We start from the raw sequence: 26,491 nt of genomic DNA, 5'->3' as shown, positions 1-26,491 counted from the left end.
TCCATAGCATTTTACAAAAGCTTTATAAAACCCAATATATTACCGTGATAAAATAAAATCAGAAATGTAAACACTCAATCATTACTAAAAACAGGAGCATTTTTATGGATACACTACGAGCCAATGCATTTATAAACTGTGCCAAAATTGATCTTATAGACGATCCTTACTTTAAACATTACCATGATGAACTGGATAAGGAGCGCAAAGAAATCGAAAAGCTCGGACATGATCCTGAAAAAATCATAAATATCTTATATGAGATATGGTGCCAGCGTATTGACTACATCCTCGATAATGAGCAGGAATTATCACGAAGAATCATGTCTCCACAGGATAAGGAAGATTTTGACTTGTAATTAATCCTCTCTTGCCATCTTGGATTCCAATTTGTTTTTGTACATCAAATCATCCGCCCGTTTGAAGACGTCATTCATTGAAGTATCAATATACTGATCATACACTGCAACTCCAATTGCTGCAGAATAACGTTCCCACGGCTCTTTACTCTCATCAGAAGCGGATTTTTCAAATAGTTCTTTCAGCTTTGAAATGAGCTTATCTCTGTTGCTATAATCCAGGTTCTCAAGAAGTACAACAAATTCATCTCCACCGATTCTGAACACAGGAGAATGATTAAAGGTACTGCATATCATATGACATGCTCCAAGAATATAATCATTTCCGTGTTCATGTCCATAGTGGTCATTTATTTTTTTAAGATGATTTATATCTGCCATTAGTATAGCGAAACATGCAGTATTATTTGCAATGTCTTCATTTATACGTATCTCTGTTTTGTCATACCATGCCTTATTCTTTACATTTGTAAGTGCATCCTGATAAGCAAGCATATCCATCCGGTTAACCTGGGACTTCATATCCTCAACCATTCCCTCGGCTTCCAGAATATTATTGACATACATACGCATATCCTTGGCCATCTGTGTTATCGCCTTTGATAGAGACTCTACCTCATTTCGGGTATGAATGACAGGCGGAGTATAATTAAGAAGATTAGGATCTTCCCTTGAATGGCTGAGCTTTGCAAATGCAACCACACTTTTCTCAAGCTGGCCTATAGGTTCTGTAATGTTGTAGTTCATCCATTTTATAAAAAGTCCAAGGAATATCAGTCCCATAAAGCCTATTAAAAGAACTGTAATGGTCGTATAAGTTGTTATAGCCAGCTGAACGTCTTCCACTTCTATATCCACACAGAGAAGTGCGAAATGTTTGCCATCGCTGTTTACAAGGGGCTTGGCTGCTGTGTAATCATATCCCCAGGAAGAGAAATTCTTAAACCGCGAAACCGTATTTCTTTCCATAGCAGCCTGATACACCTGTAGCTCAGTTTCTTCATAAACGTCATAAAGCATAAGTCCCAGATAATAACCATCAGGGTCAGTTTCTCTTCCATATGCGGTATCAGCAGAGAATACATTCATCATTCCATGCTGCTCACTATCCAAATCAGGTTTTACAATGTACAAATAATGGATATCAAAATCTTCCATAATGGAATCCATAAAAGAACCCATTTCCTTGAATTTTTCAGACTCCACACCTGTATCAACGCACTCAGAAAGATCCTCCATATCAATATGGCTGCATACATACTGTAATATATCATCCATACGCTTATCATATGCACGATAAATTGAACTGGTAAATGTAGAATATGCCAGAATACTTAATACCAGACATAACATAGTTATGAATAGAATTGTAATTATGAAAATACTTCGTTTCAAAGGTTTTTGGTTGCTGTTCACTGCTTTTTCTCCTATCCCTCTTAAGAAGCGTAAAAGCATAGATAGATAAATTAATTTTATCATTATAGTCAGTCACCATAAATAATAATATTGTTCTATTTTTATTAAAAAAAAATAACCAGATTCTTTCTTATCAGAACAAAATACATTACAAAATTAATCTCCATCAAAAAAACTGATTAAATTTGTCATCTTGCAATAACGCGTCAAAGTGATAAAGTGTACCCTAAGTTGTATTTGCACTTAATTAATTGATTATTTTTAAGGGGTTTTGTATGAGTTTTTCTGACAAATATTTAGGGGAGCTTCTTCGCCGCTATCAGGCAAACTTCGATATAACTGAAAACTTCAAGCTGGGCGACAGAATTTACCCTGCATATGCGTGGTTTTATTCACTCAGCGAAAAATATGTACTAAAGAAGGAAGCGAAGCTTTGGGCTATCAAGGCTTATGAACATGTTCTTTTCATTAAAGAGGATCAGTTTGATCTTCAAAAGCTGTCCGAGCTTATGGATGTTATCACCAGGCAGGCTGAGCCTGTACTTGTAAGAAAAAATGACAAGTATCCTGAAAAAGATCATATGTGTTCATATATTACCTTTGTTGTCATGACATCAAATGATCTTGATGTAAACACCATCAAAGCGGTACAGAAGTTTCACTATGATAAAGGATATCTGTTTAATTTCCGGGGACACTCCGAAGCGCGACTTGCCGTTATTTCCATAGAAAGCGGCAAGGTAGTAACTAACCATTCCGGAAAAGACATGAAAGCGCTTCTTGAAGATGCCTACGCAAAGACAGGTAGTGCAGGCACATCGCAGACAGAGGCTGCAGCTGACGATTCTTATGAATATGTCAGTTGATATATACCCTACGGGGGGAGAAAAAGGAGGAGAAAAAGAATGAATGCAGCATTATTACTTATTGTAAGCATTGCAATCCTTGTTGCCGGATATGTTTTATATGGCGGCTGGCTTGCAAAGCAGTGGGGAATCGATCCTGACAGAAAGACACCCGCACATGAATTAGAGGACGGTATGGATTATGTTCCGGCTAAAACACCTGTCCTTATGGGGCACCATTTTTCATCAATCGCAGGAGCAGGCCCTATTAACGGACCTATTCAGGCCGCAGTCTTCGGCTGGGTACCTGTACTTCTTTGGGTTTTAATCGGTGGTATTTTCTTTGGAGGCGTGCATGATTTTGGCGCACTTTTTGCTTCCCTTCGTCATAAGGGACAATCAATCGGCGAAATCATAGACGATTCCATGGGCAGTGCTGCTAAAAAGCTTTTCCTTACATTTGGTTATCTTACACTGCTTTTGGTAGTAGCAGCTTTTAGCTCTATCGTTGCAAGTACATTTGGTACTACCACAGCTGCCGGTGCTGCAGTAGAAGGTGCTACCCTTGCTGCGAACGAGTCCACAGCCATGATTTCACTTCTTTTCATTGCTCTGGCTATTGTTTTTGGTTACTTTGTTTACAGAAAAAACGTTAATATCGGTATTGCTTCAGTATTAGGTTGTGTGGGAATTGCAGCAATCGTAGCAATCGGCCTTAACTTCCATCCTGTTGCACTTACATACAACACATGGATGTGGGTACTTGGTGCCTATATTCTTGTAGCTTCAGTAACTCCTGTATGGATTCTTCTGCAGCCCAGAGACTATCTTAGCTCTTTCCTGCTTTATTTCATGATTGCTGCAGGCTTAATCGCAGTAATCGGTGCAGTTGTAACAGGTCACGGTCAGTTTGCCGTTCCTGCCATGGGTGATGCATCACTTAAGGGAACAGGCGTATTCACAACAGGAACTGCTTTCCCTGCTCTTTTTGTAACAATTGCCTGTGGTGCCATTTCCGGTTTCCACTCACTTGTTTCATCAGGTACAACAGCTAAGCAGCTTGATAATGAAAAAAATGCCCGCCCTGTAGCTTATGGCTCTATGCTTATTGAGTGTACAGTAGCTGTAATTTCACTCTGCGCAATCGGATTTGTATGGGCATCCGCTGCAGATGGAACATATGCAAGTCCTACACAGGTATTTGCCGGCGGTCTTTCAGCCATGATTGGCAGCTTCGCACCCGGCGTGCAGAATACCATGTATCAGATGCTGATCCTTGCTGTTTCGGTTTTCTGCCTTACATCACTTGATACAGCTACCCGTCTTGCAAGATATATGTTCCAGGAATTCTTCCTTGAGCAGGGTCAGACAGCAAAAGATGCTACAGGATACAAGAAAGTTCTTGCTAATCCTTATGTAGCAACAGTTATCACTGTAGTTCTCGGTGTCAGCCTTGGTATGACAGGTTACACCAAGATATGGCCTCTCTTCGGTGCTGCAAACCAGCTCCTTGCCGCTGTAGGCCTCATCGCTGTTTGCACATGGCTCGGCGCAGTTGGTAAGAATAACAAGATGTTCTACATTCCTATGGTATTCATGCTTGTAGTAACCATCTGCTCACTTATTCAGACCATCACCGCAAAGCTTACTGCTTACACTTCAGGTGCTGCCGATGTATGGGCACTTATTCAGGCCGGAATCGCCATTCTGCTTGTTGTACTTTCACTTGTATTATCAGCTATTGCAGCCAAGGTTCTTGTAAACCAGTATAAGGAAAAGAAGAACGCAGACAAGAAGAACGTAGCGTAAATATATTTCTTTGCAATTTTAAAAATCCTACCAATAAAACAAGAGGTTCGTCACAATTATTAAAGTGGCGAACCTCTTGTTTTTACTGCAATTATATAATATCAACCGTTTTGCACAGCCTGTTCAATTGCATATGACAGCTGATCGGGACAGGATGTATTTTTAAAACCACACTTGATTCCCCTGAGCTTCTTTATAGCATCCTCTGCCTTCATTCCCTCAACGAGCCTTGATACTCCCTGAAGATTTCCATTACAGCCATTTGTAAAAGCCACACTTTTTATAATTCCATCCTCAACCTCTATATCTATCTGTGTTGAGCAGGTTCCTTTTGTTTTGTATACCATAGTCTGTACTCTCCTATCTATCCTATGTATCTGACCATTAATTTCAGTGACTAAGTATATCACATATCATCAAATTGCATAATAGGTATCTGTGAAGCCTGAATGTATAATATTCACCGGATTTTTAAACTACAAGTATAGTTATTACCCTTGTAAATGCATTGATTTAAGGTAAAATAGAAAGACAGATTTTTTAAAAGGAGATATATATTCATTATGAACATTAATCCAATGGCAATTATGGCCCTTCAACAGAAATTTAATACATTTAAGCAGGAGCATCCTCGCGTACTGCCTTTTTTTCACGCTATAAAGGACAGTTCCATGGAGCTTGGAACTATCATCGATATGAAGGTCACAACTCCCGATGGCGTTGAAAAACAGTGCAATATCAAAATCACACAGAATGATATAGACACTTTTCAGGCAATTATGAACATTAACAACGGTCAGTAATCAGTCAAAAGGGGGAGATTCGGTATGAAAAACTACAACATGGATGAAAAGCTTCAGGAAATCGAAAAAGTTATAGGGCAGGGCCCCTACACTGATACCTGGGAATCACTTTCTGCATACAGAGTACCTGAATGGTATAGCCATATGCGTTTTGGCATTTTTATTCACTACGGCGTTTTTGCGGTTCCTGCATATGACAACGAATGGTATTCCCGCAACATGTATGAAAAGGATTCCGTAGCCTATAAGCACCACATTGAAACCTATGGAAAGCACACAGAATTCGGTTATAAGGATTTCATCCCGTTGTTCAAGGCCGAAAATTTCGATCCGGACAGATGGATACAAACCTTTAAAAACGCAGGTGCACAGTATGTTGTACCTGTTGCTGAGCATCATGACGGTTTTCAAATGTATGATTCTGACCTTTCTTCTTACAATGCAAAGGATATGGGCCCCCATAGAGATATTCTGGGGGAACTCAAAAAAAGCTGTGAAAATGGAGGCCTTATTTTTGGTACTTCCTCCCATAGAATTGAGCACCTCTTCTTTCAAGGCGGCGGAAGGGATTTTGACAGTGATATAAATGGAGAATTCCACCGGGGAGACCTTTACTGGCCTTCCATTAAAGGTCCTTCTGATTTTGATGCCATCGACGGTGAATGTGTACCAACAGAAGAGTTCATGCAGGACTGGCTGGTCAGAACCTGTGAGATTATTGATAAATATAAGCCAAATATTCTTTATTTTGACTGGTGGATACAGCGTGTCGAGCTTAAACCCTATTTAAGGAAGCTTCTGGCTTACTATTACAATCGTGCCGCATCATGGAATAAAGAGGTCATCGTTAATTACAAGCATGACGCCATTCCTTTTGGCATTGCTGTTCCGGATATCGAACGTGGTCAGCTCGCAGCCCAGAAGCCATATCGCTGGCAGAGCGATACAGCTATGTGCTTCAACTCCTGGTGCTATACTGAGCAGAACAAGTATAAGGAAGCCAAGGATATTCTCTGCGATCTCATAGATATCATTTCAAAAAACGGAACTATGCTCTTAAATATTGGTCCTAAAGCTGATGGCACTTTTTCAGATGAAGAATCTGCCATATTAAATGAAATTGGCACATGGATGAATACAAACCACGAGGCAATATATGATACTATGCCTTACCGAAATTTTGGCGAAGGTAATGTATCAATAGTAGAAGGAGCTTTCCAGGATGGCAACGTCAAGGCCTTTTCATGCGAAGATTTTCGTTTCCTTGCCGGAAAAGGACATATTTACATTATAGCTTTAAGACCTTCAGCGGACGGGCATTATACAGTGAAATCGTTTGCAAAAAAACAGGGGTTATTTAATAGCTGCATCTCAGAAATAGTGCGCCTTGGTGACAATTCTCCATTGAATTTTGCTCATGACAACGAGGCTCTTCACATTACATGTGCAACCGAGGATTCCAAAGACCTTCCTGTAGTATTCAGGCTTAGTATTTAAAATACCCGAGTCTACCTTTTTAAAGATGTTTTCTGCGAGGACCTGATCCCATACGGTCCTCGTTTTTTAAAGAAAATCAGGAATTTATGGTATACTGACTTATGAAATATCAATCAAAGAAGGCGTAATACTTTGAAGAAGTTTAAGAAATTTACAAAATGGCTCATAGTACTTTTGCTTGTTCTCGTAGTAACCGGGATAATAGCATTTAAGATTTATACTACAAATTACTACAGAGCAGACTTAAGTATTATCGAAAATATTGAGGAAGTACTCTCCGGAAAAGTCCACTCTTACTCTGATAAGAATGGAACGGTTTTTATACCTGAAAAGCAGGAAATAAAGGCTGTAATTGTGTTTTACCCGGGCGGAAAAGTTGAATATTCCTCATACAACGGCCTTATGTATGAGCTTGCATCAAGGGGATATTTATGTCTTCTGACCAGAATGCCTGAAAATCTTGCAGTTCTTAAAATCAATGCCGTTGATACCCTTACTGCCGGCTATCCCGATTTCACAGCCAAAGTGGCTGATGTCGACTGGTATATTGCAGGACACTCCCTTGGCGGTGTTGCAGCCTGTGCACATATTGGTAATAATAATACAATTGCCAAGAGCAGCACTCCTGCATCCACATCTTCTGTGGCCAAAAAAGGATACACCGGTGTTATTCTATGCGCTTCTTATCCGACTGTGGACTTATCCGATACAGATCTGCGCCTTCTTTCCATCTATGGATCTAATGACAAAGTTTTGGATATGGAACAATATGAAGCCAGCAAAAAACTGTGGCCAATAGATTCTGAAGAATGTGTCATTCAGGGCGGAATACACTCTTATTTTGGAAGTTACGGAATCCAGGATAAAGATGGCGTACCTGAAATAACCAACTATGAACAAATAACCCAGACAGCAGATATCATTGCCGACTGGGTTAGTCAATAAATACTATATTACAATTCCTTTATTCCTGAAAAGGCTGTTAACAGGGCGATACTGATAAGTATTCCTCCGATTATATCTGTAAGCCAGTGAACTCCACAGGCAAGTCTGCCTACTACTGTTATAACCATTATTATCACACAAGCGACTCGCACGATTAAGGCAAGTCGTTTATTTTTTATATATTGATCCAGAACCATAATGGTACTTGCCATTACGACACAAATAAGCATTGTATGGGATGAAGGAAAAGATGCTTCCGGCTCTGTCGCATCAGGCATAATAATCGGCCTGTAATTGATTATTACTTTCTCAAACATAACATAAAGTGCTATAACTACGGCATATAACCCGCCAAGTTTAAGAATTATTTTATCTACCTTTGCAACACTTTTCCGCTTTACAAGCTGCAGCATACCAACCAGTGCAAAAGCTGCACATACCATAAGTGCCAGTATTCCTAACACTTCGGTTATTTTATACCATATGATATTTATTCCAAAAAACTCATGACACCAACTGTTGAGATGGGAAAATCCAATACTTGTATCCATTGGTCCTATCTGTGCAACATCATAGGTTTTAACCAGAACGATCCACAAAATCGAAATTATGGCAAAAATGCCCGAAACAACAAAACTTTTTTTACTCTTCATTTCTTTTAATACATCTCCCATTTTTAATTATTTATATACAGTTAACCCATTTGGTCACTATTAGCTTCCCTAAGCTCAGCAGCCGTAACATTAATGAAATTAGCCAGCCGTCTTACCATGGAAATCTGACCATGTATTTTCTGCTCTTCAGGAACCTCTATCTCTTTATAGCCGATTCCTGTAGGTTGAGATAAAGCCTGTCCGCCTTCCCTCATACCAATTGCAATAAGCGTAACATGATGCTCAATGATATAGTCTCCCATGTTCATAATCTCACCGCTGGAATAAAAACCGCTCACAGGCGCAATAAAACTAAACGGTCCTGTTTCCTTATTTATCAGATATTTCCAGTACAAGCGTCTTACTCCGCATGAATACAGAAATACTGCCTGAGGAGCAAAGCTTCTGACATTCCAGACAAGATCCTCAACATCGGATTTTATCACATCCGGATCCCCGTACGAGAGATTCACCTTGGTACCCTGCCTAATATTTGCTGCAAGAATTATGGAATTATCTTTCGTATCACATGAAAAAGGTAATCTTAACACTTCATATCCATGCTGTTTTGACAATAATGGAAACTCCAGCATGTTCGCAAAGAAATTCTCATCAGCCTGAATATCAAGATACTTACTGTATATTTTACCTGCCGGAACACCATCAAGTTCATACAGTCTTTTACCAACAATTTTTGTTACCTCAAGATCCTTTCCAAGTGGTTTCCATCCGGTTGCATGATGAACATCTATATGCAGATCGTCTCCCGCATAAGTAATAAGTACTACCCCAGCGCTACATACTTTTTGTTCATTTATAACATTTGTTTTTGTATCTTCTATGTTAGGACCTGCACTTCCTCCACCAAATATTTTTATTTTCTTTTCAAGCTTTTCAACTTCATCCAAAATGGCGGTACTATCTATTGCTTTTAACGTTATCAAAATCTCAGCAGCACAAACTTTATCTGAAGTATCGATAGTACGCCTTATCCGTGCACCTACTTCGCTTTCTTCCCCTTCTCCACACTCAAACAGATAAGTATGTACCTCAGATGTCTCAAAAATAGAAACCGCCATTACAAGACCATCCTCAGCAAGATGACCATCACAAATATCACCGTTGGAACTGGTTCCCCCAATATTTGCATCCGGATACATTTCCAGAATTTCGTTCTGAACGGTTTTTATCTCTTCCTCCCCAAACTTCATTGTATAAAGATGAAAAAGAATAGAGCTATACTTATGATGTTGCGTATAGGAATAAATATCCTGCAGTGCTTTATGCACATCTGCTACGGCAGTTATTTCAAAATTAAATTGTTTCAATAGTTTCACCCTCATTTAAAATAAAATTTCAACATTTTAAGTATATCAAAAAAATTCATTTCTTTATAAAAAATTTAGAAATATTGGATATTTCCGGTAAGATACAATATATAGTGTCCATTTTATGCGCTTTGTCTATATATTGACCACCACTATGTTCTGTGTTAACTTATATATGGGTGTTAAAGTTTTTATTGGGGGGTATTTCTTATGTATGAAGTTGTAAAACGTGACGGCAGTATCGCCAAATTCGACATTTCCAAGATTTCGGCAGCTATAATTAAGGCTTTTGAGGCACTTGAAAAACCCTATCACACAAGCGTGATAGATCTGGTTGCTCTGCGCGTTGCCTCAGATTTTGAGAGCAAAATAACTGAGGATAAAATAACAGTTGAACAGATTCAGGATAGCGTAGAAAAGGTACTTTCAGAGTCCGGTTACTCTGATGTCGCCAAAACCTATATTCTGTACAGAAAGCAGCGCGAGAAGGTTCGTAACGTTAATTCTGCACTTCTTAATTACAAGGATCTTGTAAATGATTATTTAAAGATCAACGATTGGCGTGTAAAGGAGAATTCTACCGTTACATATTCAATAGGTGGTCTTATTCTCTCTAATTCCGGTGCTATTACTGCAAATTACTGGCTTTCAGAAGTATATGATGATGAAATTGCAAAAGCACACAGAAGTGCTGCTCTTCATATCCATGACCTCGCCATGCTCTCCGGTTATTGTGCCGGATGGAGCTTAAAACAGCTGATTCAGGAAGGCCTTGGTGGCATTCCCGGAAAAATAACATCCGCCCCGGCTAATCATCTGTCTACTCTCTGCAATCAGATGGTTAATTTCCTGGGTATTATGCAGAATGAATGGGCAGGTGCACAGGCATTTTCATCCTTTGATACATATTTGGCTCCCTTTGTTAAGATAGACAATCTCTCACAGGATGAAGTTAAACAGTGCATACAGTCCTTTGTATATGGTGTTAACACCCCCAGCAGATGGGGAACTCAGGCTCCGTTCTCTAATATTACCCTTGACTGGACTGTACCTGCGGATCTTAAGAATCTCAATGCCATTGTAGGTGGAAAAGAAGTTTCATTCACATATGGTGACTGTCAGCATGAGATGGATATGGTTAACAAAGCCTTTATTGAGATAATGATTGAAGGTGATGCAAACGGCAGAGGATTCCAGTATCCAATCCCCACATATTCAATAACCAGTGATTTTGATTGGAGCGAAACAGAGAATAACAGGCTTCTTTTCGAGATGACTGCCAAATACGGCACACCTTATTTTTCAAATTATATTAATTCCGATATGGAACCCAGCGACGTACGTTCCATGTGCTGTAGACTTCGCCTTGACCTTAGGGAGCTTCGCAAAAAATCCGGTGGATTCTTTGGTTCCGGAGAATCAACAGGTTCTATTGGCGTAGTTACTATAAATATGCCCAGAATAGCATATCAGGCAAAGGATCAGAAGGATTTCTATAACCGTCTCGATCACCTTATGGATATTGCAGCACGAAGTCTCAATACTAAGAGGCAGGTAATAAGTAAACTTCTTGAGCAAGGCCTTTATCCTTACACAAAGAGATATCTTGGATCCTTTAGCAATCATTTCTCAACAATCGGTCTTATTGGTATGAACGAGGTAGGTCTTAACGCCAACTGGCTTCGTGCGGACATGACTGATATAAAGGTTCAGGAATTCACCAGGGAAGTCCTTACTCACATGAGAGATCGCCTCTCCGATTATCAGGAGCAATACGGTGATTTGTACAACCTGGAAGCAACACCCGCTGAGTCAACAACTTATCGCTTTGCAAAGCATGATAAAGAGCTTTATCCGGATATAATAACAGCCAATATGGATGGAACCCCGTATTATACTAACTCTTCGCACCTTCCTGTTGGATATACCGAAGACATTTTCTCAGCTCTGGACATTCAGGATGAGCTTCAGACTCTTTATACCTCAGGAACTGTATTTCATGCATTCCTGGGCGAGAAGCTTCCTGATTGGAAAGCTGCAGCAAATTTAGTAAGAAAAATTGCAGAAAACTACAAACTGCCATACTACACCATGTCACCCACCTACTCAGTTTGTAAGGAGCACGGCTATCTGTCAGGTGAGCAGGCTGTATGCCCTCACTGCGGCAAGAAAACAGAAGTATACAGCCGTATAACCGGTTACTATCGTCCGGTTGCTAACTGGAATGATGGAAAGGCTCAGGAATATAAAGACAGAAAAGTTTACGATATTGCAAATTCAAAATTATCGCACAAGCACAGCATAATACGTCCTACCGGCGAATCTGTTCAGTCTCCTGCCATGGAAACAACTGTCAAAACTGCTGCTGAGCTTGAAGGCAATCTCATAAAACCTATAGAAAAATCTGCAAAATCTGTACTTTTATTTAAAACCGCAACATGTCCTAATTGCAGGATAGCATGTGCACTTATGGACAGCTCAGGAATAAAATATGATATCCTTGATGCTAATGAAAATGCTGAATTAGTCGAGAAATTCGGTATTATGCAGGCGCCTACGTTAATAGTAACCGATAATGATGGTTTTCACTCATATCCAGGCGTTTCTGACATAAAAGGTTGGATTGAATTAAATAGAAGTTCTGTCTCTGTTTAATCATTATATTTTTCCTTGGAAAAGGCTTCGGAACGTGTTCCGAAGCTTTTTCTAATTGACCTGAACTGATATATTGTATTAAACTTTAATTCAGTATGATTTTTTGTGGTATGCAAAGAAGTTATGGAGGAATACAAATGGGGAAGAAGTCCATTAAAGAAAACAAAAACATTTATTTCGAAAGCCGCGAAGAAGCGGGCTTAACAAGGGCTCAGGCAAGTGAGCGTATAGGTTTTATCAGTGAAAGTCGTCTTGAGAAGATTGAATCTGAAAAGACAGCTATCCAGCCTGAAGACGTTGTAGCTATGGCTGAAGCTTATAGAAAGCCCGAATTATGCAATTACTACTGTACTCATGAATGTCGTATCGGACAGGATTCTGTGCCAGTTGCAAAAGAGTCTACATTATCCGAGATAGTACTTGCTATGCTTTCTTCACTTAACTCACTTGATGAGCAGCGTAACAGACTTATAGACATCACTGCAGACGGAGTTATTTCTGATGACGAGCTTCCCGATTTTGTTAATATTCAGAAACAGCTCGCTATGATTGACCAGACTGTTGAATCCCTAAAGATTTGGATGGCTAATACAGTTGCCAATGGCCAGATTAACAAAGAGAAACTGGCATCTCTTCTTAAAAAATAATTTTGAAACAATTGTTATTTTAAAAGAGGATGCACTAAAAAGCTAGTGCATCCTCTTTTTTGAAGTATTATATATTTATAACTCAACTTTTTCAGCCATATTTTTTGCAAGTTCATCTATTGTTCCATCCTTAAAAGGACTCTTCAGTCCTACTTCAGACAGCATATCCTCATAAAATTCGCCTGCAGATATCTTACAAAGCTGTAAATAGTGCTTCCATGCGTCCTTATAATCCTTATCCATCCATACCTTAAACTGCATAGCAATAACACTTGCAAGTACATAATCGATGTAATAGAACGGACTCCAGAAAATATGCCCCTGCTTCTGCCAAAAACCTCCTTCAGCGAAGAACGGATCTCCATCGAAATCAAGCCAGGGTCTGTAGGTTTTCTCCAATTCCTTCCATACCTGTTTTCTCTCGGCCGGTGTCATCTCCGGTTTTTCATAGACAATATGCTGGTATTCATCCACCATACATCCATAAGGAATAAATGTAATTGAATCCTCCAGATGCATCTTAAAATAATCATCTGCTCTGTCACCAAAGAACTTATCCATCCATCCGTAAGTAAAGTATTCCATGGACATTGAGTGGATTTCAGCAGTTTCCATTGTTATATCATTATGCTCAATTATCTCATCATCTTTTGTTACATATCCCTGGAAAGCATGTCCACATTCATGCGTCACAACGTCGACATCTCCACTTGTACCGTTGAAATTTGCAAATATAAAAGGTACTTTATATTTCGGAAGAAAATCCATATATCCGCCCTGTTTCTTATTTTTTCTTCCAAGGACATCAAACAACTCGTTTTCCATCATTACATCTATAAACTCAGCTGTTTCAGGTGACAATTCCTGATACATAGTCTGTCCGGCCTTCATAATTTCTTCCGGAGTGCCTATTGGTGCCGGATTCCCGTTCTTAAAATAAACCTCGTTATCATAATATTTCAGTTCATCTACACCTATTTCCTGCCTGCGCTTTTCCTGTATTTTTGTCACAAGAGGAACAAATGACTCTTTTACCTGCTTTCTGAAGCTTTCTACCTCGGCTCTTCTGTAAGAATTTCTCATCATCCTGTTGTAACCAAGTTCGATATAATTATCATAGCCGAGCTCTTTAGCCTGTTTTGTCCTGTTTTCAACAAGTTTATCGTAAATATCATCTATTTCATCGGTAACTGACATAAAATAGTCTGATAAAGCCTTCCAGGCACGTTTTCTGGTATCTCTGTCATTGCCTGTAAGGAATTTCCTAAGAAGTGAAATATTATATTCCTCACCATCAAAAGGAATTCTTGCAGATGCGATGATCTGATCATATTTGTTTATAAGCGCATTCTCTTCCTGCATAAGAGGCAGAATTTTCTCATCAATTGATGCAAAGTTTAATTCCATATTTTTGAAAGCAACCTTGCCAATCTTATCCTCCAAATATGCTCTATAAGGGGATTTATACAATACCTTTTGATATTCATTGTTGTATTGTGAGATCAGTGGAGTGATTTCATCAATATATTCCTGCTCTTTGGCGTAAAACTCCTCTTTGGTATCTACATCATGACGAAATGATGCAATTCTCATCAATGTATAAATTTCATTATGAAAATCATAATATTTTTTATGAAGTTCGAACTGCTCCTCACCACTTTTTGCATTTTTGCTATCTTCTATCAGTTTTTCAAAGAAGCTCTTTACCTCATCCATATCAATATGCCTGTATGGCATTTCTGAAAATTTCATAGATTTTTCCAACCTTTCTTAATGATTTGCTCTTCAATTATAGTATCTATACTGCCGTTTAACAATAAAATTGTTTGTACATCATGCTGTCATGATGTATTCATTTATTATCATCATATTTTATACAATTTTTACTTTTAAGTACATTATTTATCATAATTTTATACTTATTTAATCCTATATTTTTACGCTACTACATATAATTATAAGTAGCAAATTACGCAATTATCACGGAAAGGACGGTTTTAAGTATGCAAAAAAGGCGCTTTATTTCAATGATAACTACACTTGCGCTTATGCTTTTTACATTTGGTTGTGGTAAAGAAGCACCTGCAAGTGTCGAGGAAACAGATGCCGGCTCTTTAACGCTCCTTAACATTAAAAGCGAAGTAAGTAGCCAAATCGAAGACCTCGCTAAACAATATACTAAAGAAACAGGTATCCCTGTATCTGTTGTAAATGTTGCAGCAGGCGTTGATGCTCAGGCTACTCTGAAAGGATACTATCTTTCTGATCAGATGCCCGACATAATAGCCTGCGAAGCAGCGGGTTTTGGCAACTGGGATGGTCTTCTCGTAGATATGAGCGATCAAAACTGGGCAACCCGTACCGATGCAGCATATGTCGACTCAACCTATGGAACCATAGGTTTTCCTTACACAACAGAAGCCATCGGTCTTGCGTATAATGCTGATATTCTTTCTAAATGTGGTATAGATCCCGCCAGTATCAAAAGCCCCGAAGCGCTAAAATCAGCATTTGAGACTATTGATTCCAAAAAATCTGAGCTTGGTCTCACAGCTGTTATAGGATACTGTGCTGAACCTAACGATGTTGGCTGGTCAAGCGGAAACCATATTTTTGGTACTTATATTGATTCCGGACTTGCCCGTACTGATACAACCTATATAGATATGCTAAATAAAGGTGGTCAGTTAGATGACACCAGATTTTCTGCTTTTGCAGATATGATCGAATTATTTAACCAGTACTCCGATCCTGCTGTACTTACTGAAAGCGCTTACGACGCACAGGTTATGGGCTTTGCATCAGGAAAATATGCTTTTGTCACACAAGGTTCCTGGATTGGCGCAACCATGACAGGCGATGCTGCAGATGCATACGCGGCTGCAGGCAACTTTGAGGTAGGCATGCTTCCTTATTGTTTCATGGATGGTCAGGACACAATCCTTACAAGCGCTCCCTCCTGGTGGGCGATACCAAAGGAAGCCAACGTTGATGCCGCCAAAGCCTTTTTGCAGTGGTGCTCTGAAGATACAGCGCAAAAAATATTAGTTGAGGATGCTGGATTTATTAGCCCTTTCACAGATTGCAAATATGTTGCTTCAGATCCCTTTGCTAAAGTAATTTCCAGTTATATTTCCTCAGGTAAAACTTCAAACTGGCATTGGCAAAATATGCCTGAGGGATTAGGCCAAAAAGGACTGGCCTTTGCATTTTTCAAATTTGCAAATGGCGAGCTTGATAAAGCCGGTTTCATTAACGAAGTGAAATCTATCACTTCCGAATGGTATTCAAAGCTCTAAGGAGGTGTAGAAAATGGCAGATAACACACGTTATGAAAGTTCAGGCGCAACAAATATCACAGTTAAGAAAGTTAATTCAATCCTATTTCAAGTTTTAACCCTTAATCTTTTCATGTTAATTGCATTTGTGGTTGTCATGTTTCTTGTAATGACATCCATGCAAAGATCCACAAATACCAGTATAGAAATGTTTGGACAGATGATGAGCCTTACGCAGCATGAAGCAGCGCTAAAATCTGATGTCATGTCATTATATGATCAGACAACAGGATATATAGCCGCAGATGCTGTAGAAACCAAAGAAGCACTACTACCTCAGATTGAAGTAGCTAAATCCACCATACAGTCCGATATAAGCCAGTTAAATCAGGATTTTTCCACTTTTAATGATGAGGAAGCCACGGCTCAGCTAAAAGAAATATCAGAGCAATATTCAAGGCTTACCGCACTTATTGACAGCGCTATATCACGCTGCGATTCCGGTGATCAGGATGGAGCTTACACTACACTTTTTGATAAAGCCGAAATCCAGAAAATAGCGATATTTCACTCAACAAAAGCCCTTGATAACGCTATATCAAATGCAGCATCCGATACTACAGACATGATGAATGAGCTCCTTCAGTCAGGTCGTGTTGTTGTTATTGTAGGTATGGTTGTTATTTTGGTTCTGATAATAATCAACTTCCTGATCAGTTACAAAAATATTGTTAAGAAAATCCGCAGAATCAGTGATGAAGTCAATGATATTATATCTAACATTGAACAAGGAAAAGGTGATCTGACTGCAAGAATCCAGACCAAAACAAAGTCAGAATTGCTATTCATAACATGTGGTATCAATCACTTCATTGAGACTTTGCAAGGTATCATGCGCGATGTCAAGAATGGATCCACAATACTTACCTCTTCTTCAGAGGAAGTTGTTTCTCAGCTTCGTATAGCTGATGATAATGTTACTAATACATCTGCAGCACTTGAGGAATTATCTGCCAATATGGAAACCCTTGCAGATACTGTATCATCCATCAATGGTAAAGTAGATGCTGTAAAGAGCGCAGCGCAGGCCATTACCGATGAGGCCTCTACAGGTACTACTACTGCTCTATCGATAAAAGAAGAAGCAAACACTCTCAAATCACGTGTCACAAACAAAAAAGCAGACGCAGGCAAGCAAATGGCTTCTTTGTCAGATACTCTTACAAAGTCGGTTAAGGATTCTGAAAAGGTTGGCCAGATCAATGAACTTACAAATGTTATTTTGGACATTGCATCACAGACTAATCTGCTTGCACTTAATGCCTCAATCGAAGCTGCAAGAGCCGGTGAAGCCGGTAAAGGATTTGCCGTTGTTGCTACTGAAATCAGTGCACTTGCCGATAATAGCAGAAAAACTGCCGGTACCATTCAGGAGATCAGTAACGAAGTAACCGATGCAGTCAATGCACTTGCCAAAAACGCTCAGGATGCCCTGGATTTCATAAATGGTACTGTTCTGGGTGATTATGATGAATTTGTTGATACAGGAGAAAAATACGAGCATACAGCCGATATTATGGACGATATGCTCACCTCCTTCACACAAAAGGCTGACAATCTTAATGATATTATGCAGGAAATGGTTGAATCCATACAGATGATTACAACATCCATACATGAAAGTTCGTCTGCAATATCTATGTCAGCTGAAAGTTCGACTGAAATTGTTGGTGGTATTAAAAAGATATCGCTCGCTATTGATAAAAATACAGATGTTACTGAACAGCTTAGCGAAACCACTGAACGCTTTACTTCTCTTTAAATATTTAATTATATCTTTACATAAAAAAATCCCGTTGCCTGCAACGGGATTTTTTTATTTTTATTTTACTGCATCCATGAGCTCTTTTGCTAGTTCAGGCTTATTCATAATATAAAAATGAAGACCATCTACTCCCTTATTTTTCAGATCCAGAGCCTGCTTAATAGCATATTCTATGCCATATTTTCTCATTTCTTCCGGATTATCGCCATGTTTAGATATTATTGATGATAATTCTTCAGGAACGGTAGTTCCGGATAAGGTAACTGTAGTTCCCAATTGTTTTGCACTTGTTACAGGCATTATTCCGGCCGAAATAGGCGTTTTAACCCCCAGGGCATATAATTTATCCTTTAAGCGGTAAAAGTACTCATTTTCGAAGAATAATTGCGAAATAAGCACATCACAGCCGCACTGGACTTTAACCTTCGTATTTTTTACATCTTCATCTTCATTTAAGGCTTCAGGATGCTTATGTGGATAACATGCTCCAAGTAATGTAAAATCCATGCCTTTTTCCCTGATAAAATGAGCCATATCGCTTGCATGAAGAAAGTCTCTTGAATTAAACTGTTCATCAGTCATTGCCTTTGGTCTATCGCCTCTAAGAACCAAAATATTATCTATTCCTATCTGTTTGAATCTATCCAGTCCCTGGGTAAGTTTTTCCCTGCTAAAGCCAACACTTGTTATATGAGAAACAACTTCCAGCTCTGCCTTATTCTTAGCATAATCAGCGATTTCAACTGCCTTTCCGGCATTTGATCCACCTGCCCCATAGGTAACACTTACAAAATCCGGCTTTATTTCTGCCAATCTGTCTAATTTTGAATAGATATTTGCAAATTCATCTTCTTTTTTTGGCGGATATATTTCGCACGAAAGTACGGTTTTCCCCTTGTTGTATAACTCTTTAATGCTACTCACTTTCTACGTCCTCCATTTTCTTTTTTAGTATTATAACACGTGAAAGCTGCCAGGGGGCAGCCTGGCAGCTTTCTATATGGTTATCAAGCTTGCGATCCATCCTTTGATCACCGCAACGGCCCTAGAAAAGGGCACAAAAAACCTGTTTCCATGTCGTTTCCCTTCCATGGAAACAGGTTGCTTTCCGTTGCTAATAAATATATCGGTGCATTACCTTAAAAATATTAGTGCATTTTTATTGATTTATTTTATTATTTATCCGATTGCCTTTTTTACCGCCTCTAGAACACGATCTGCCTGGAAAGGCTTAACAATAAAGTCTTTTGCACCAGCCTGAATTGATTCAATAACCATTGCCTGCTGACCCATGGCGGAGCACATAATACAACAAGCATTCGGATCTGCAGCCTTAATACCCTTCAGAGCACCAATACCATCAAGCTCCGGCATGGTAATATCAAGGGTTACAAGATCAGGCTTAAGTTCGTTATACTTGTCGATTGCAATCTTACCATTTTCGGCCTCTCCGGCAATCTCATAACCACCCTTTGTCAGAATGTCTTTCAACATCATGCGCATAAAAGCGGCATCATCTGTAATAAGTACTCTCTTAGCCATTTTGAACCTCCATATTTTCTATTCCGGACTTCATTTGCGCTCCGGTATATCTCTCGAATTCATTTTCTATTTTATCATAAATTTGTCAAAAAAAACCCTAAATCGTCGCTCAAACAATTAAAAAATGATAAAATTTCGTTCCGTTTCGAAATTATTTCTAAATTTCCTATATATAAACACATCATAACATCATGTTATATATATAATTTGTTGTCGCAACATCTAGGATTGCTATTACTTTATATGAAGTTTTATCGGCTTAATCTTTTAAAAAATTTATATTATTACTCCTCTATTTCTATACTACTGATCATTATTCCTTTTCCCTTGAGTAGTTTTCCTTTTCGTTCACTACAATAAGGACATCTGTATTTATTATTCTTATCAGGATGATATACTCTATTGCATCCTTCACATTGTATTTCTACCTGTATCTCATTTATTTCCAGTACCGTTTCACTTAATTTAGTATTCTTAATTGCTTCTGGATAGTACTTATGCAGATAATATGGCACAACTCCGCTCATTTCCCCAACATCTACTACTATTTTTTTAACACTTTCAATGTTTTGTGCATCCATCTCATCCATTACTGTATTAACAATATCTAATATATAACTTAATTCATGCAAAATTGTATATTCTCCTTATATTGTTTATACATTAAATACAATTGTATATTGACTTATTTAGTCACTATTTTTCGTATATTTAAGTTGTTATTATTTTATATAACAAATGTATTTATTTATAGCGCGTTATTAGCTTTATTAATCAATCTATAACATATGTAATATATGCTTATTGACTTATATGGACAATATTTAAAATATTATTTTATATATACATATATTATATGCCAAATCTTTCTATATATCTGCATTTAGCCATTGATATTTTGTGTTATTTTATAATTGTGTATTTAATTTACTATATTTCAGATGTATTTTATGTTTATTTTAAATTGTTTGAATTATCATTATTATCTGTATATTTATGATATATATTCATTTATCTGATTTATATATTTTTTTGTAATTATTATGTATTTATTTCATGATCTTTTTATGCATTTTTCTGTGATTTTTTGCGGATTTTTTCATGGATTTTTTCATGGATTTTTTTACGGTTTTTTCCGTGATTTTTCCTTGAGATCAATCCTGTTTTTAATATTTTTTCTTAAAGCAAAATTATTCTTATATATTCACAGCATTTATTTTAGCTTTTCGCATTAAATGATCTGGCCATTTTCCAGACTCCCTTTTTGAAAAATTCTTATGAAAAATCAGGAAAAAATCCGTGGTTTTTCCCTGGATTTTTCTGTGGATTTTTTCGTGATTTTCGTCTGTATTTTTTCATGATTTATCTACCATAAAAAACATGATTCGTATCAAAATACAAAGTTGAAATTATAATCATATATATTCTTATTTTATCATCAATTTATACTAATATCAATATATTTTGCTATCATAAAATCTTTGTACTTATATATAAGCTCATCAATATATTAATATATTCATATATTTTAATCCTATGTTCTTTTTATATATTTATATATATAAATATTTATTTATTATCATATTTGTATTTTTATACTTAAATATATATGTATATTTGCATCTACATATATTATCAATATTGCATAAATGTATTTAGATATATATTTATTTTTATATTTTAATATATTGTCATCAAATTATTCTGTTAGTAATGTATTTATACATCATTTTACATATATACATCTTCATCAAACATCAACAGAAATATGACATCATTATATACTTTTATATTTATATATATTATAGCAGCATCGTACATATACATCATGATGTACTTACCTCGTTATTACATTATATATTTTTCTATTTATCACTTTAGTATCTCATTACATCATTATACTATGATATATTATTATATTAGTATTTTTATATAAATATATTATTTGCAACTTTCATCAAAATAACCTTTTCTCTAATACCGCTTTAAGAAATCTATATATAGTGGTTATAAACTTTGTATTACTATATTTTGTATATATCATGATGTAGTGTTGTATATATAATGATGTGTTGATGTCTTTCTTTGCAAATAAATCAACAATCTCTTAATGAATCATTTTATCTATAATCACTTAATAAAATTATTATAATATATTTTATTATCAGCATTACATCATTGTATCATGATGATATATTTTCTTAATTGTATCATTACTTCAATACATCAATGTATCGTTTATTATATTTATATAATGTTATAGTTCTATCATTACATCTTGTTATATTATATCTAAATATCATGTTGAACTTTTTATAATACATCATGATGTGTTTATATACTGTTACTATGTATCATATTATATTGTTATACTTTTATTTTTGTATATTAGTCACATATTATCATAATATTATGTTATTTAAATATCATGATATTTTTATTTATTTCTATCATGTATACAATATATCTTTGTATTATAAACACTTGTTATTTTAATATATTATTATATTTATGTCCTTTTCTATTTGTATTTATATATCGATTTAGCCTTATATATTAATATAGATATACCTATATAACATGAAACTGATATATCAATGTACAATTTTCTTTACACATCGTAACATCAATGATAATATAAATAAGAAATAAAAATCGCATCTGGGAGGAGAAAATGAAGACAATTGCATTTTGCAACCAAAAGGGTGGAGTTGCAAAAACAACATCAACTTACGCATTAGCATCCGGTTTGGCTAAGAAAAAACACTCAGTACTAATGATTGATTCAGATCCACAGGAAAACCTTAGCCAGGCCGCAGGAATAGATTTATACAATATACCTGCTGCAACCTTATCTGATGTATTTAAAACAGAAAAAGGAGAGCCTGGAGCAGATATTAATGAGGCGGTTATACCAATAAGTAAGAATTTAGACCTTATTATAGGCGGTATTGAGTTTACTTCTGCTGATCTTGACTATTCTGGAGTTACATCCAGAGAATTCATGTTAAAAAGAGCTCTTAAAAAGCTGGATAAAACCTACGATTATTGCATAATTGATTGTAGCCCTACTCTTGCTTTAATAACCCAAAATGTACTCGCTATAACAGATAAAATTGTAGTTCCTATGACACCTGAAGCATTTGCTACAAATGGAGCAAATATGCTGTTTTCATGGATTTCAGTAATGTCAGAGCGCTTAAATAACCCTGATCTTGATGTAGCAGGTATTCTTATAACTAATTGCAGAAATACAAATAACGCTAATATATGGCTTGAAGGTATAGAAATGCTTGCAAAGGAATATGAAATAAAGGTGTATAAGTCAAAAATTCACCAAAATGTAGCAGTAGAGGAATCACAGACCCTAAATCAATCCTTATTTGAATATGCGCCTAATGCAAGGGCAACTAAAGATTATGAAGCTTTTGTAAAAGAATTTTTGAAAGGAGAGTCCAAATGAAAAAAAATCTTCAAACCGCAATGGCAAAAAACTTCCAAAAAATGGTAAATGAGCAGCCTGCGGAGGACACACCTAGCAAAAAAACGACTACAACTTCTGAAAAAAAAGAACAAAAAAAGTCTGTAACTCCTGATCCTGAGCCAGTTTCTAAGGTTGCACCTGTTATGAATGAACCTGTAGACACAATACCAGAGCCTGTACAACAGGTACAGCCTGTACAAGCTCAAACACCTGAACCTGTGCAGCAAATACAGCCTGTACAAGCTCAAACACCTGAACCTGTGCAGCAAATACAGCCTGTGCAAACTCAAACACCTGTAAATGTACAGCCACAACCTGTTACACAGCCTATAGCACAATCAATACCGCAACCTATTGCACAACAAGTTGTGGAGCCCATAGTACCTGTACAACCACAGCCTATTCCGGTACAACAGCAAGTGCCTGTATATGCACAAGTTCCTGTAAATCCTACTGTTGTTGAAGTACCTACACAAGCTCCTACAATAACACCTGTAATGCCTGAAGTTTCTAGTATTACAAGTACTATAGATACTTTATCTGCTCCAAAGTTATCAAAAAAATCAATTCCTCTTATGCCTGAGGAAAAGAGTAGTGGTGTATTACATATTAGATTAGGAGAATTAAGATCTTATGTTGATTTTATGACTCAATCTGGTAAAATCTCTTATCAACAATATATTAGTAATTTAATTCAACAGGATTATGAGAAAAACAAAGATCTTTACCTTAAATACAAGTCTTTTATGGAACAATTAAATATGTAACAACACTATGTTGTTACAATATATTAATTAACAACAAAATTCTTATTAATTAGAACTCACGAAGAGCCAGTAAATATGCGCTTTTCGTGAGTTTTTTATATAGTTGAATGGGAGAAGAATAATAGAAAAGGGGTTTATGTATTATAGAATTCTGGCTAAAGACGATAGTTTATGGGGGCCTATTTAATGCACTTTTTGTTGTGTTTTAGTATTAGTTAGTAGTTTTTAGGAAAATATACCGGTTTTTATTAGTAGTTTTTGGGATGGATAATAAGAAATAGGGTTTTTTATGATAGTTTTTAGGTATATATGTAAATTCATATAAAAAACACTCCATAAACGAAGGCAGATTATATCATTTTAGGTAGAAAAAAGGGTTATATAATAGGTTTATTAGTAGTAATTGGGTACATTTATGTTTTATTGAGTAGTAATAGGGGACGAAAACAATATATTTAGTAGTTTTAGGGGAGGTTAGTAACCTTATAGATAAAAAATTAGCTATTATATGCCTGGAACTATAGAAAATATTGACTGGAAAAAGAATAATAAGGGTGTACTTAGTAGTATTTAGGGAGATAAATAATGATAGTTAGTAGCTATTGGGGATAATAAAGTCGTTTTTCAATAGTTTTTGGGTACATTTATAGATTATTTAGTAGTAATTAGGGATATATAATAAAAAATACTGGTTTAGTCAATATTTTGATGACCATTACAGTCAATTAAATACGCGTTAATGCGATATGATATCATACAATATTGCATAAGTTATTAGCATAGAGGTATATATTATATGTATGTAGGTATAAGTTTTATAAATTTAGGTATTTTTGTTTACAGCATGATATAATAGCACTATAATAAGTTAGTACTAAAAAGGTATGAATATTGACCTTATGGGGTTAAGGAGGTTGTTTTGGGGCGTAAATCCAAAAAGCAGATTGAAGAAGAAACAACTGCTATCGAAAGTTTTTTATCAAATCAGCATTACAAAAAAGCTAATACACTTATTAATTCTAAGGGAAGATCTACACTTCTTGTCCAGAAGCTCTTTGCTGTAAGTATTGCCAAGGCGGAGCTTAATCACGACGATAATACTTTAGAAGCAAACATATACGGAACGGATTTAAAGAAAATCTTTGGTGTAAAGGGTGGTTCATTTTATGAGCATATTAAATCTGCTATTGAACCGGCGAAATCCAAGCCATCTATACTGGATTGGAGAATTATTTATTCCAATGATGATACTAAGGAAATAGAGGCTATAAATGTTATTACCGACGCTTCCTTTAAAAATGGCGTTCTTAATGTTCGTTATAATAGTAAGATAACACCATATCTTGCAAATCTGCAGAGTAATTACACGGTTTTAAGTCTTGCAGAAGCTGTTCAGCTCAACAGTGTTTATTCCTTCAGATTATATGAGATATTGAAAGCTGAAATGGATAAGCAGAGAGCCATTACAAAGAAAGAGGGGCCTTACTATATACAGTATCATTTAACGGATTTGAAGCTTCGTTTAGGTATTATAGATTCGCAGGCTGATCCTCTTATAATAAGCGCGTTAAAGAAGGGAAATCCGGATTATGACGCAATAGAGAGACAGGCAGATAAGTCAGATGGTGCAGGAAAGCTCAAGACATTTGGTAATTTTAAGAAATTTGCTCTGGATAAAGCGCAAAAAGAATTAAATGAAACAACAAGTATATGGTTTGATTATGAACCTGTAAAAGCAGGGCGTGGTGGAAAGGTAGTAAGTATAAGATTTAAGATAGATGTTAATCCTAAGGTTAAGAATAAAAATAACACCTATAATGAATTAAATCTTAAGGACCGTAAGATCAGTGCTGCTGAGGAATTAGAATATATGGATCAGGTTCAGGATATTATTATAGATGAAAGAGTTAAACCTTCTGAGATTAGATCTATATTAAAGGCTGCTGATTACAATGTGGATAAGATCAGACAGGCATATGATTTATATAGTAGACAGAGTAATCAGGTTGAAAACTTTGTTGGTTGGATGATTTCTGCAATAAGAAATAATTACACAATGACAGGTTACTCAGCAAAACCTATTGTAGGTGAATATGTTCAGGGATCCTTTTCATATGATGATATGGAATCAGAATTACTTGATAACTTTTAAAATAAAAAAAGAGCTCGAAAGAGCTCTTTTTTGTAGCTTTATCAACCGGCTACCAAATGATATTCCTGATAACCATCAATTAAATCGGAGATTTTACTGGAGTCCCCAATAACAGAAACATATAAAGGTTTGAAAAGATTAAGTGAAAGAAGACCAATGATTGATTTCCCATCGATGTAGCTGTGTCCGCTTCTCACATCAACCTGACAAGATGATTTTGAATTCATCTGCACAAATTTAAGAATCTGTTTCTCATTTTCAAGGCTAATAGTAACATCTTTTGTCATATTCTTTTTCGCGTATCCTGTACGCATCCCCCTATAAATTATTTTGTATAAAAAAATACAGACACTAAGATATCACAAAGTCAAAAAAAACGCAATAGCTATATGTGGATATGATAAGACAAGAAGTACAACATATCGATTTTTAGGAAACAATATTGCATCAATATGTGTGTAAATTGCGAAAAATTCAGAAAAAAAT

At 36.5% G+C, this 26,491-nt stretch carries 22 protein-coding genes; 13 read left to right on the top strand and 9 right to left on the bottom strand.

Annotated features, from left to right (window positions below; translation table 11 throughout):
• Window positions 1-104: 104 nt before the first annotated feature.
• Window positions 105-359, top strand: a complete 255-nt coding sequence (locus G602_RS0107835) for a hypothetical protein (protein WP_026658510.1) — start codon at window positions 105-107, stop codon at window positions 357-359.
• Here G602_RS0107835 and G602_RS0107830 read toward each other — a convergent pair whose 3' ends face one another.
• Window positions 360-1,775, bottom strand: a complete 1,416-nt coding sequence (locus G602_RS0107830; RefSeq protein WP_196808617.1) for a GGDEF domain-containing protein — start codon at window positions 1,773-1,775, stop codon at window positions 360-362.
• Window positions 1,776-2,050: 275 nt separating this feature from the next.
• Between G602_RS0107830 and G602_RS25735 the strand changes: the two genes are divergently transcribed.
• Window positions 2,051-2,641: a hypothetical protein gene (locus G602_RS25735; protein WP_049945120.1), complete on the top strand. Its 591-nt coding sequence runs from the start codon at window positions 2,051-2,053 to the stop codon at window positions 2,639-2,641.
• Between the two features lie 39 nt (window positions 2,642-2,680).
• Entirely contained in the window at window positions 2,681-4,429 is a 1,749-nt protein-coding gene (locus G602_RS0107820; RefSeq protein ID WP_026658508.1) for a carbon starvation CstA family protein, read from the top strand.
• Between the two features lie 101 nt (window positions 4,430-4,530).
• Here G602_RS0107820 and G602_RS0107815 read toward each other — a convergent pair whose 3' ends face one another.
• The gene (locus tag G602_RS0107815; protein WP_026658507.1) at window positions 4,531-4,776 is read right to left on the bottom strand and encodes a TIGR03905 family TSCPD domain-containing protein; all 246 of its coding nucleotides are present in this window, start codon (window positions 4,774-4,776) and stop codon (window positions 4,531-4,533) included.
• A gap of 216 nt (window positions 4,777-4,992) precedes the next feature.
• Between G602_RS0107815 and G602_RS0107810 the strand changes: the two genes are divergently transcribed.
• The 3 genes from G602_RS0107810 to G602_RS0107800 all read left to right on the top strand — a co-directional run bounded on the left by G602_RS0107810 (window position 4,993) and on the right by G602_RS0107800 (window position 7,674).
• The gene (locus tag G602_RS0107810) at window positions 4,993-5,232 is read left to right on the top strand and encodes a hypothetical protein (protein ID WP_044931482.1); all 240 of its coding nucleotides are present in this window, start codon (window positions 4,993-4,995) and stop codon (window positions 5,230-5,232) included.
• A 24-nt stretch (window positions 5,233-5,256) separates the two neighbouring features.
• Window positions 5,257-6,729 (top strand): alpha-L-fucosidase, encoded by a 1,473-nt coding sequence (locus tag G602_RS0107805; RefSeq protein ID WP_155829729.1) that lies wholly within the window; start codon window positions 5,257-5,259, stop codon window positions 6,727-6,729.
• Between the two features lie 132 nt (window positions 6,730-6,861).
• Window positions 6,862-7,674, top strand: coding sequence for an alpha/beta hydrolase (locus tag G602_RS0107800; RefSeq protein ID WP_049945119.1), 813 nt, complete (start codon window positions 6,862-6,864; stop codon window positions 7,672-7,674).
• An 8-nt stretch (window positions 7,675-7,682) separates the two neighbouring features.
• Here G602_RS0107800 and G602_RS0107795 read toward each other — a convergent pair whose 3' ends face one another.
• Window positions 7,683-8,327, bottom strand: coding sequence for a phosphatase PAP2 family protein (locus tag G602_RS0107795; RefSeq protein WP_026658502.1), 645 nt, complete (start codon window positions 8,325-8,327; stop codon window positions 7,683-7,685).
• 41 nt (window positions 8,328-8,368) lie between these two features.
• A complete protein-coding gene (locus G602_RS0107790; RefSeq protein ID WP_026658501.1) occupies window positions 8,369-9,655 on the bottom strand; it encodes an FIST signal transduction protein in 1,287 nt (428 codons plus the stop codon).
• 210 nt (window positions 9,656-9,865) lie between these two features.
• Here G602_RS0107790 and G602_RS0107785 point away from each other — a divergent pair, with 210 nt between their 5' ends.
• Window positions 9,866-12,310: a ribonucleoside triphosphate reductase gene (locus G602_RS0107785; protein ID WP_026658500.1), complete on the top strand. Its 2,445-nt coding sequence runs from the start codon at window positions 9,866-9,868 to the stop codon at window positions 12,308-12,310.
• A 137-nt stretch (window positions 12,311-12,447) separates the two neighbouring features.
• The gene (locus G602_RS0107780) at window positions 12,448-12,957 is read left to right on the top strand and encodes a helix-turn-helix domain-containing protein (protein ID WP_026658499.1); all 510 of its coding nucleotides are present in this window, start codon (window positions 12,448-12,450) and stop codon (window positions 12,955-12,957) included.
• Between the two features lie 75 nt (window positions 12,958-13,032).
• On the opposite strand, the gene G602_RS0107775 is transcribed toward G602_RS0107780, so the two are convergent.
• Window positions 13,033-14,709 (bottom strand): M3 family oligoendopeptidase, encoded by a 1,677-nt coding sequence (locus G602_RS0107775; RefSeq protein WP_026658498.1) that lies wholly within the window; start codon window positions 14,707-14,709, stop codon window positions 13,033-13,035.
• Between the two features lie 251 nt (window positions 14,710-14,960).
• Between G602_RS0107775 and G602_RS0107770 the strand changes: the two genes are divergently transcribed.
• On the top strand, window positions 14,961-16,256 hold the full coding sequence (locus tag G602_RS0107770; protein WP_026658496.1) for an ABC transporter substrate-binding protein: 1,296 nt from the start codon (window positions 14,961-14,963) through the stop codon (window positions 16,254-16,256).
• A gap of 13 nt (window positions 16,257-16,269) precedes the next feature.
• Window positions 16,270-18,057, top strand: a complete 1,788-nt coding sequence (locus tag G602_RS0107765; protein ID WP_026658495.1) for a methyl-accepting chemotaxis protein — start codon at window positions 16,270-16,272, stop codon at window positions 18,055-18,057.
• A gap of 60 nt (window positions 18,058-18,117) precedes the next feature.
• Here G602_RS0107765 and G602_RS0107760 read toward each other — a convergent pair whose 3' ends face one another.
• From G602_RS0107760 to G602_RS0107745, 3 genes are all read right to left on the bottom strand, one after another.
• Complete coding sequence (locus G602_RS0107760) at window positions 18,118-18,984, bottom strand: methylenetetrahydrofolate reductase (protein ID WP_049945118.1); 867 nt, start codon at window positions 18,982-18,984, stop codon at window positions 18,118-18,120.
• Between the two features lie 255 nt (window positions 18,985-19,239).
• Entirely contained in the window at window positions 19,240-19,602 is a 363-nt protein-coding gene (locus G602_RS0107750; protein WP_022761203.1) for a response regulator, read from the bottom strand.
• Between the two features lie 284 nt (window positions 19,603-19,886).
• Window positions 19,887-20,234: a hydrogenase maturation nickel metallochaperone HypA/HybF gene (locus tag G602_RS0107745; RefSeq protein ID WP_026658493.1), complete on the bottom strand. Its 348-nt coding sequence runs from the start codon at window positions 20,232-20,234 to the stop codon at window positions 19,887-19,889.
• A gap of 2,042 nt (window positions 20,235-22,276) precedes the next feature.
• On the opposite strand from G602_RS0107745, the gene G602_RS0107735 reads away from it, so the two are divergent.
• The 3 genes from G602_RS0107735 to G602_RS0107725 all read left to right on the top strand — a co-directional run bounded on the left by G602_RS0107735 (window position 22,277) and on the right by G602_RS0107725 (window position 26,005).
• Window positions 22,277-23,065, top strand: a complete 789-nt coding sequence (locus G602_RS0107735; protein ID WP_026658492.1) for a ParA family protein — start codon at window positions 22,277-22,279, stop codon at window positions 23,063-23,065.
• A complete protein-coding gene (locus G602_RS0107730) occupies window positions 23,062-23,853 on the top strand; it encodes a hypothetical protein (RefSeq protein ID WP_026658491.1) in 792 nt (263 codons plus the stop codon). Before G602_RS0107735 ends, G602_RS0107730 begins: the two co-directional genes overlap by 4 nt.
• 919 nt (window positions 23,854-24,772) lie before the next feature.
• Window positions 24,773-26,005, top strand: coding sequence for a replication initiation protein (locus tag G602_RS0107725; protein ID WP_026658490.1), 1,233 nt, complete (start codon window positions 24,773-24,775; stop codon window positions 26,003-26,005).
• 41 nt (window positions 26,006-26,046) lie between these two features.
• On the opposite strand, the gene G602_RS25730 is transcribed toward G602_RS0107725, so the two are convergent.
• Window positions 26,047-26,292, bottom strand: a complete 246-nt coding sequence (locus G602_RS25730; protein WP_044931493.1) for an HPr family phosphocarrier protein — start codon at window positions 26,290-26,292, stop codon at window positions 26,047-26,049.
• Between the last annotated feature and the right edge of the window lie 199 nt (window positions 26,293-26,491).

This window comes from Butyrivibrio sp. AC2005 (genome assembly GCF_000424145.1).
GTDB lineage: Bacteria > Bacillota > Clostridia > Lachnospirales > Lachnospiraceae > Butyrivibrio.
This window is presented reverse-complemented; position numbering and strand designations above follow the sequence as displayed.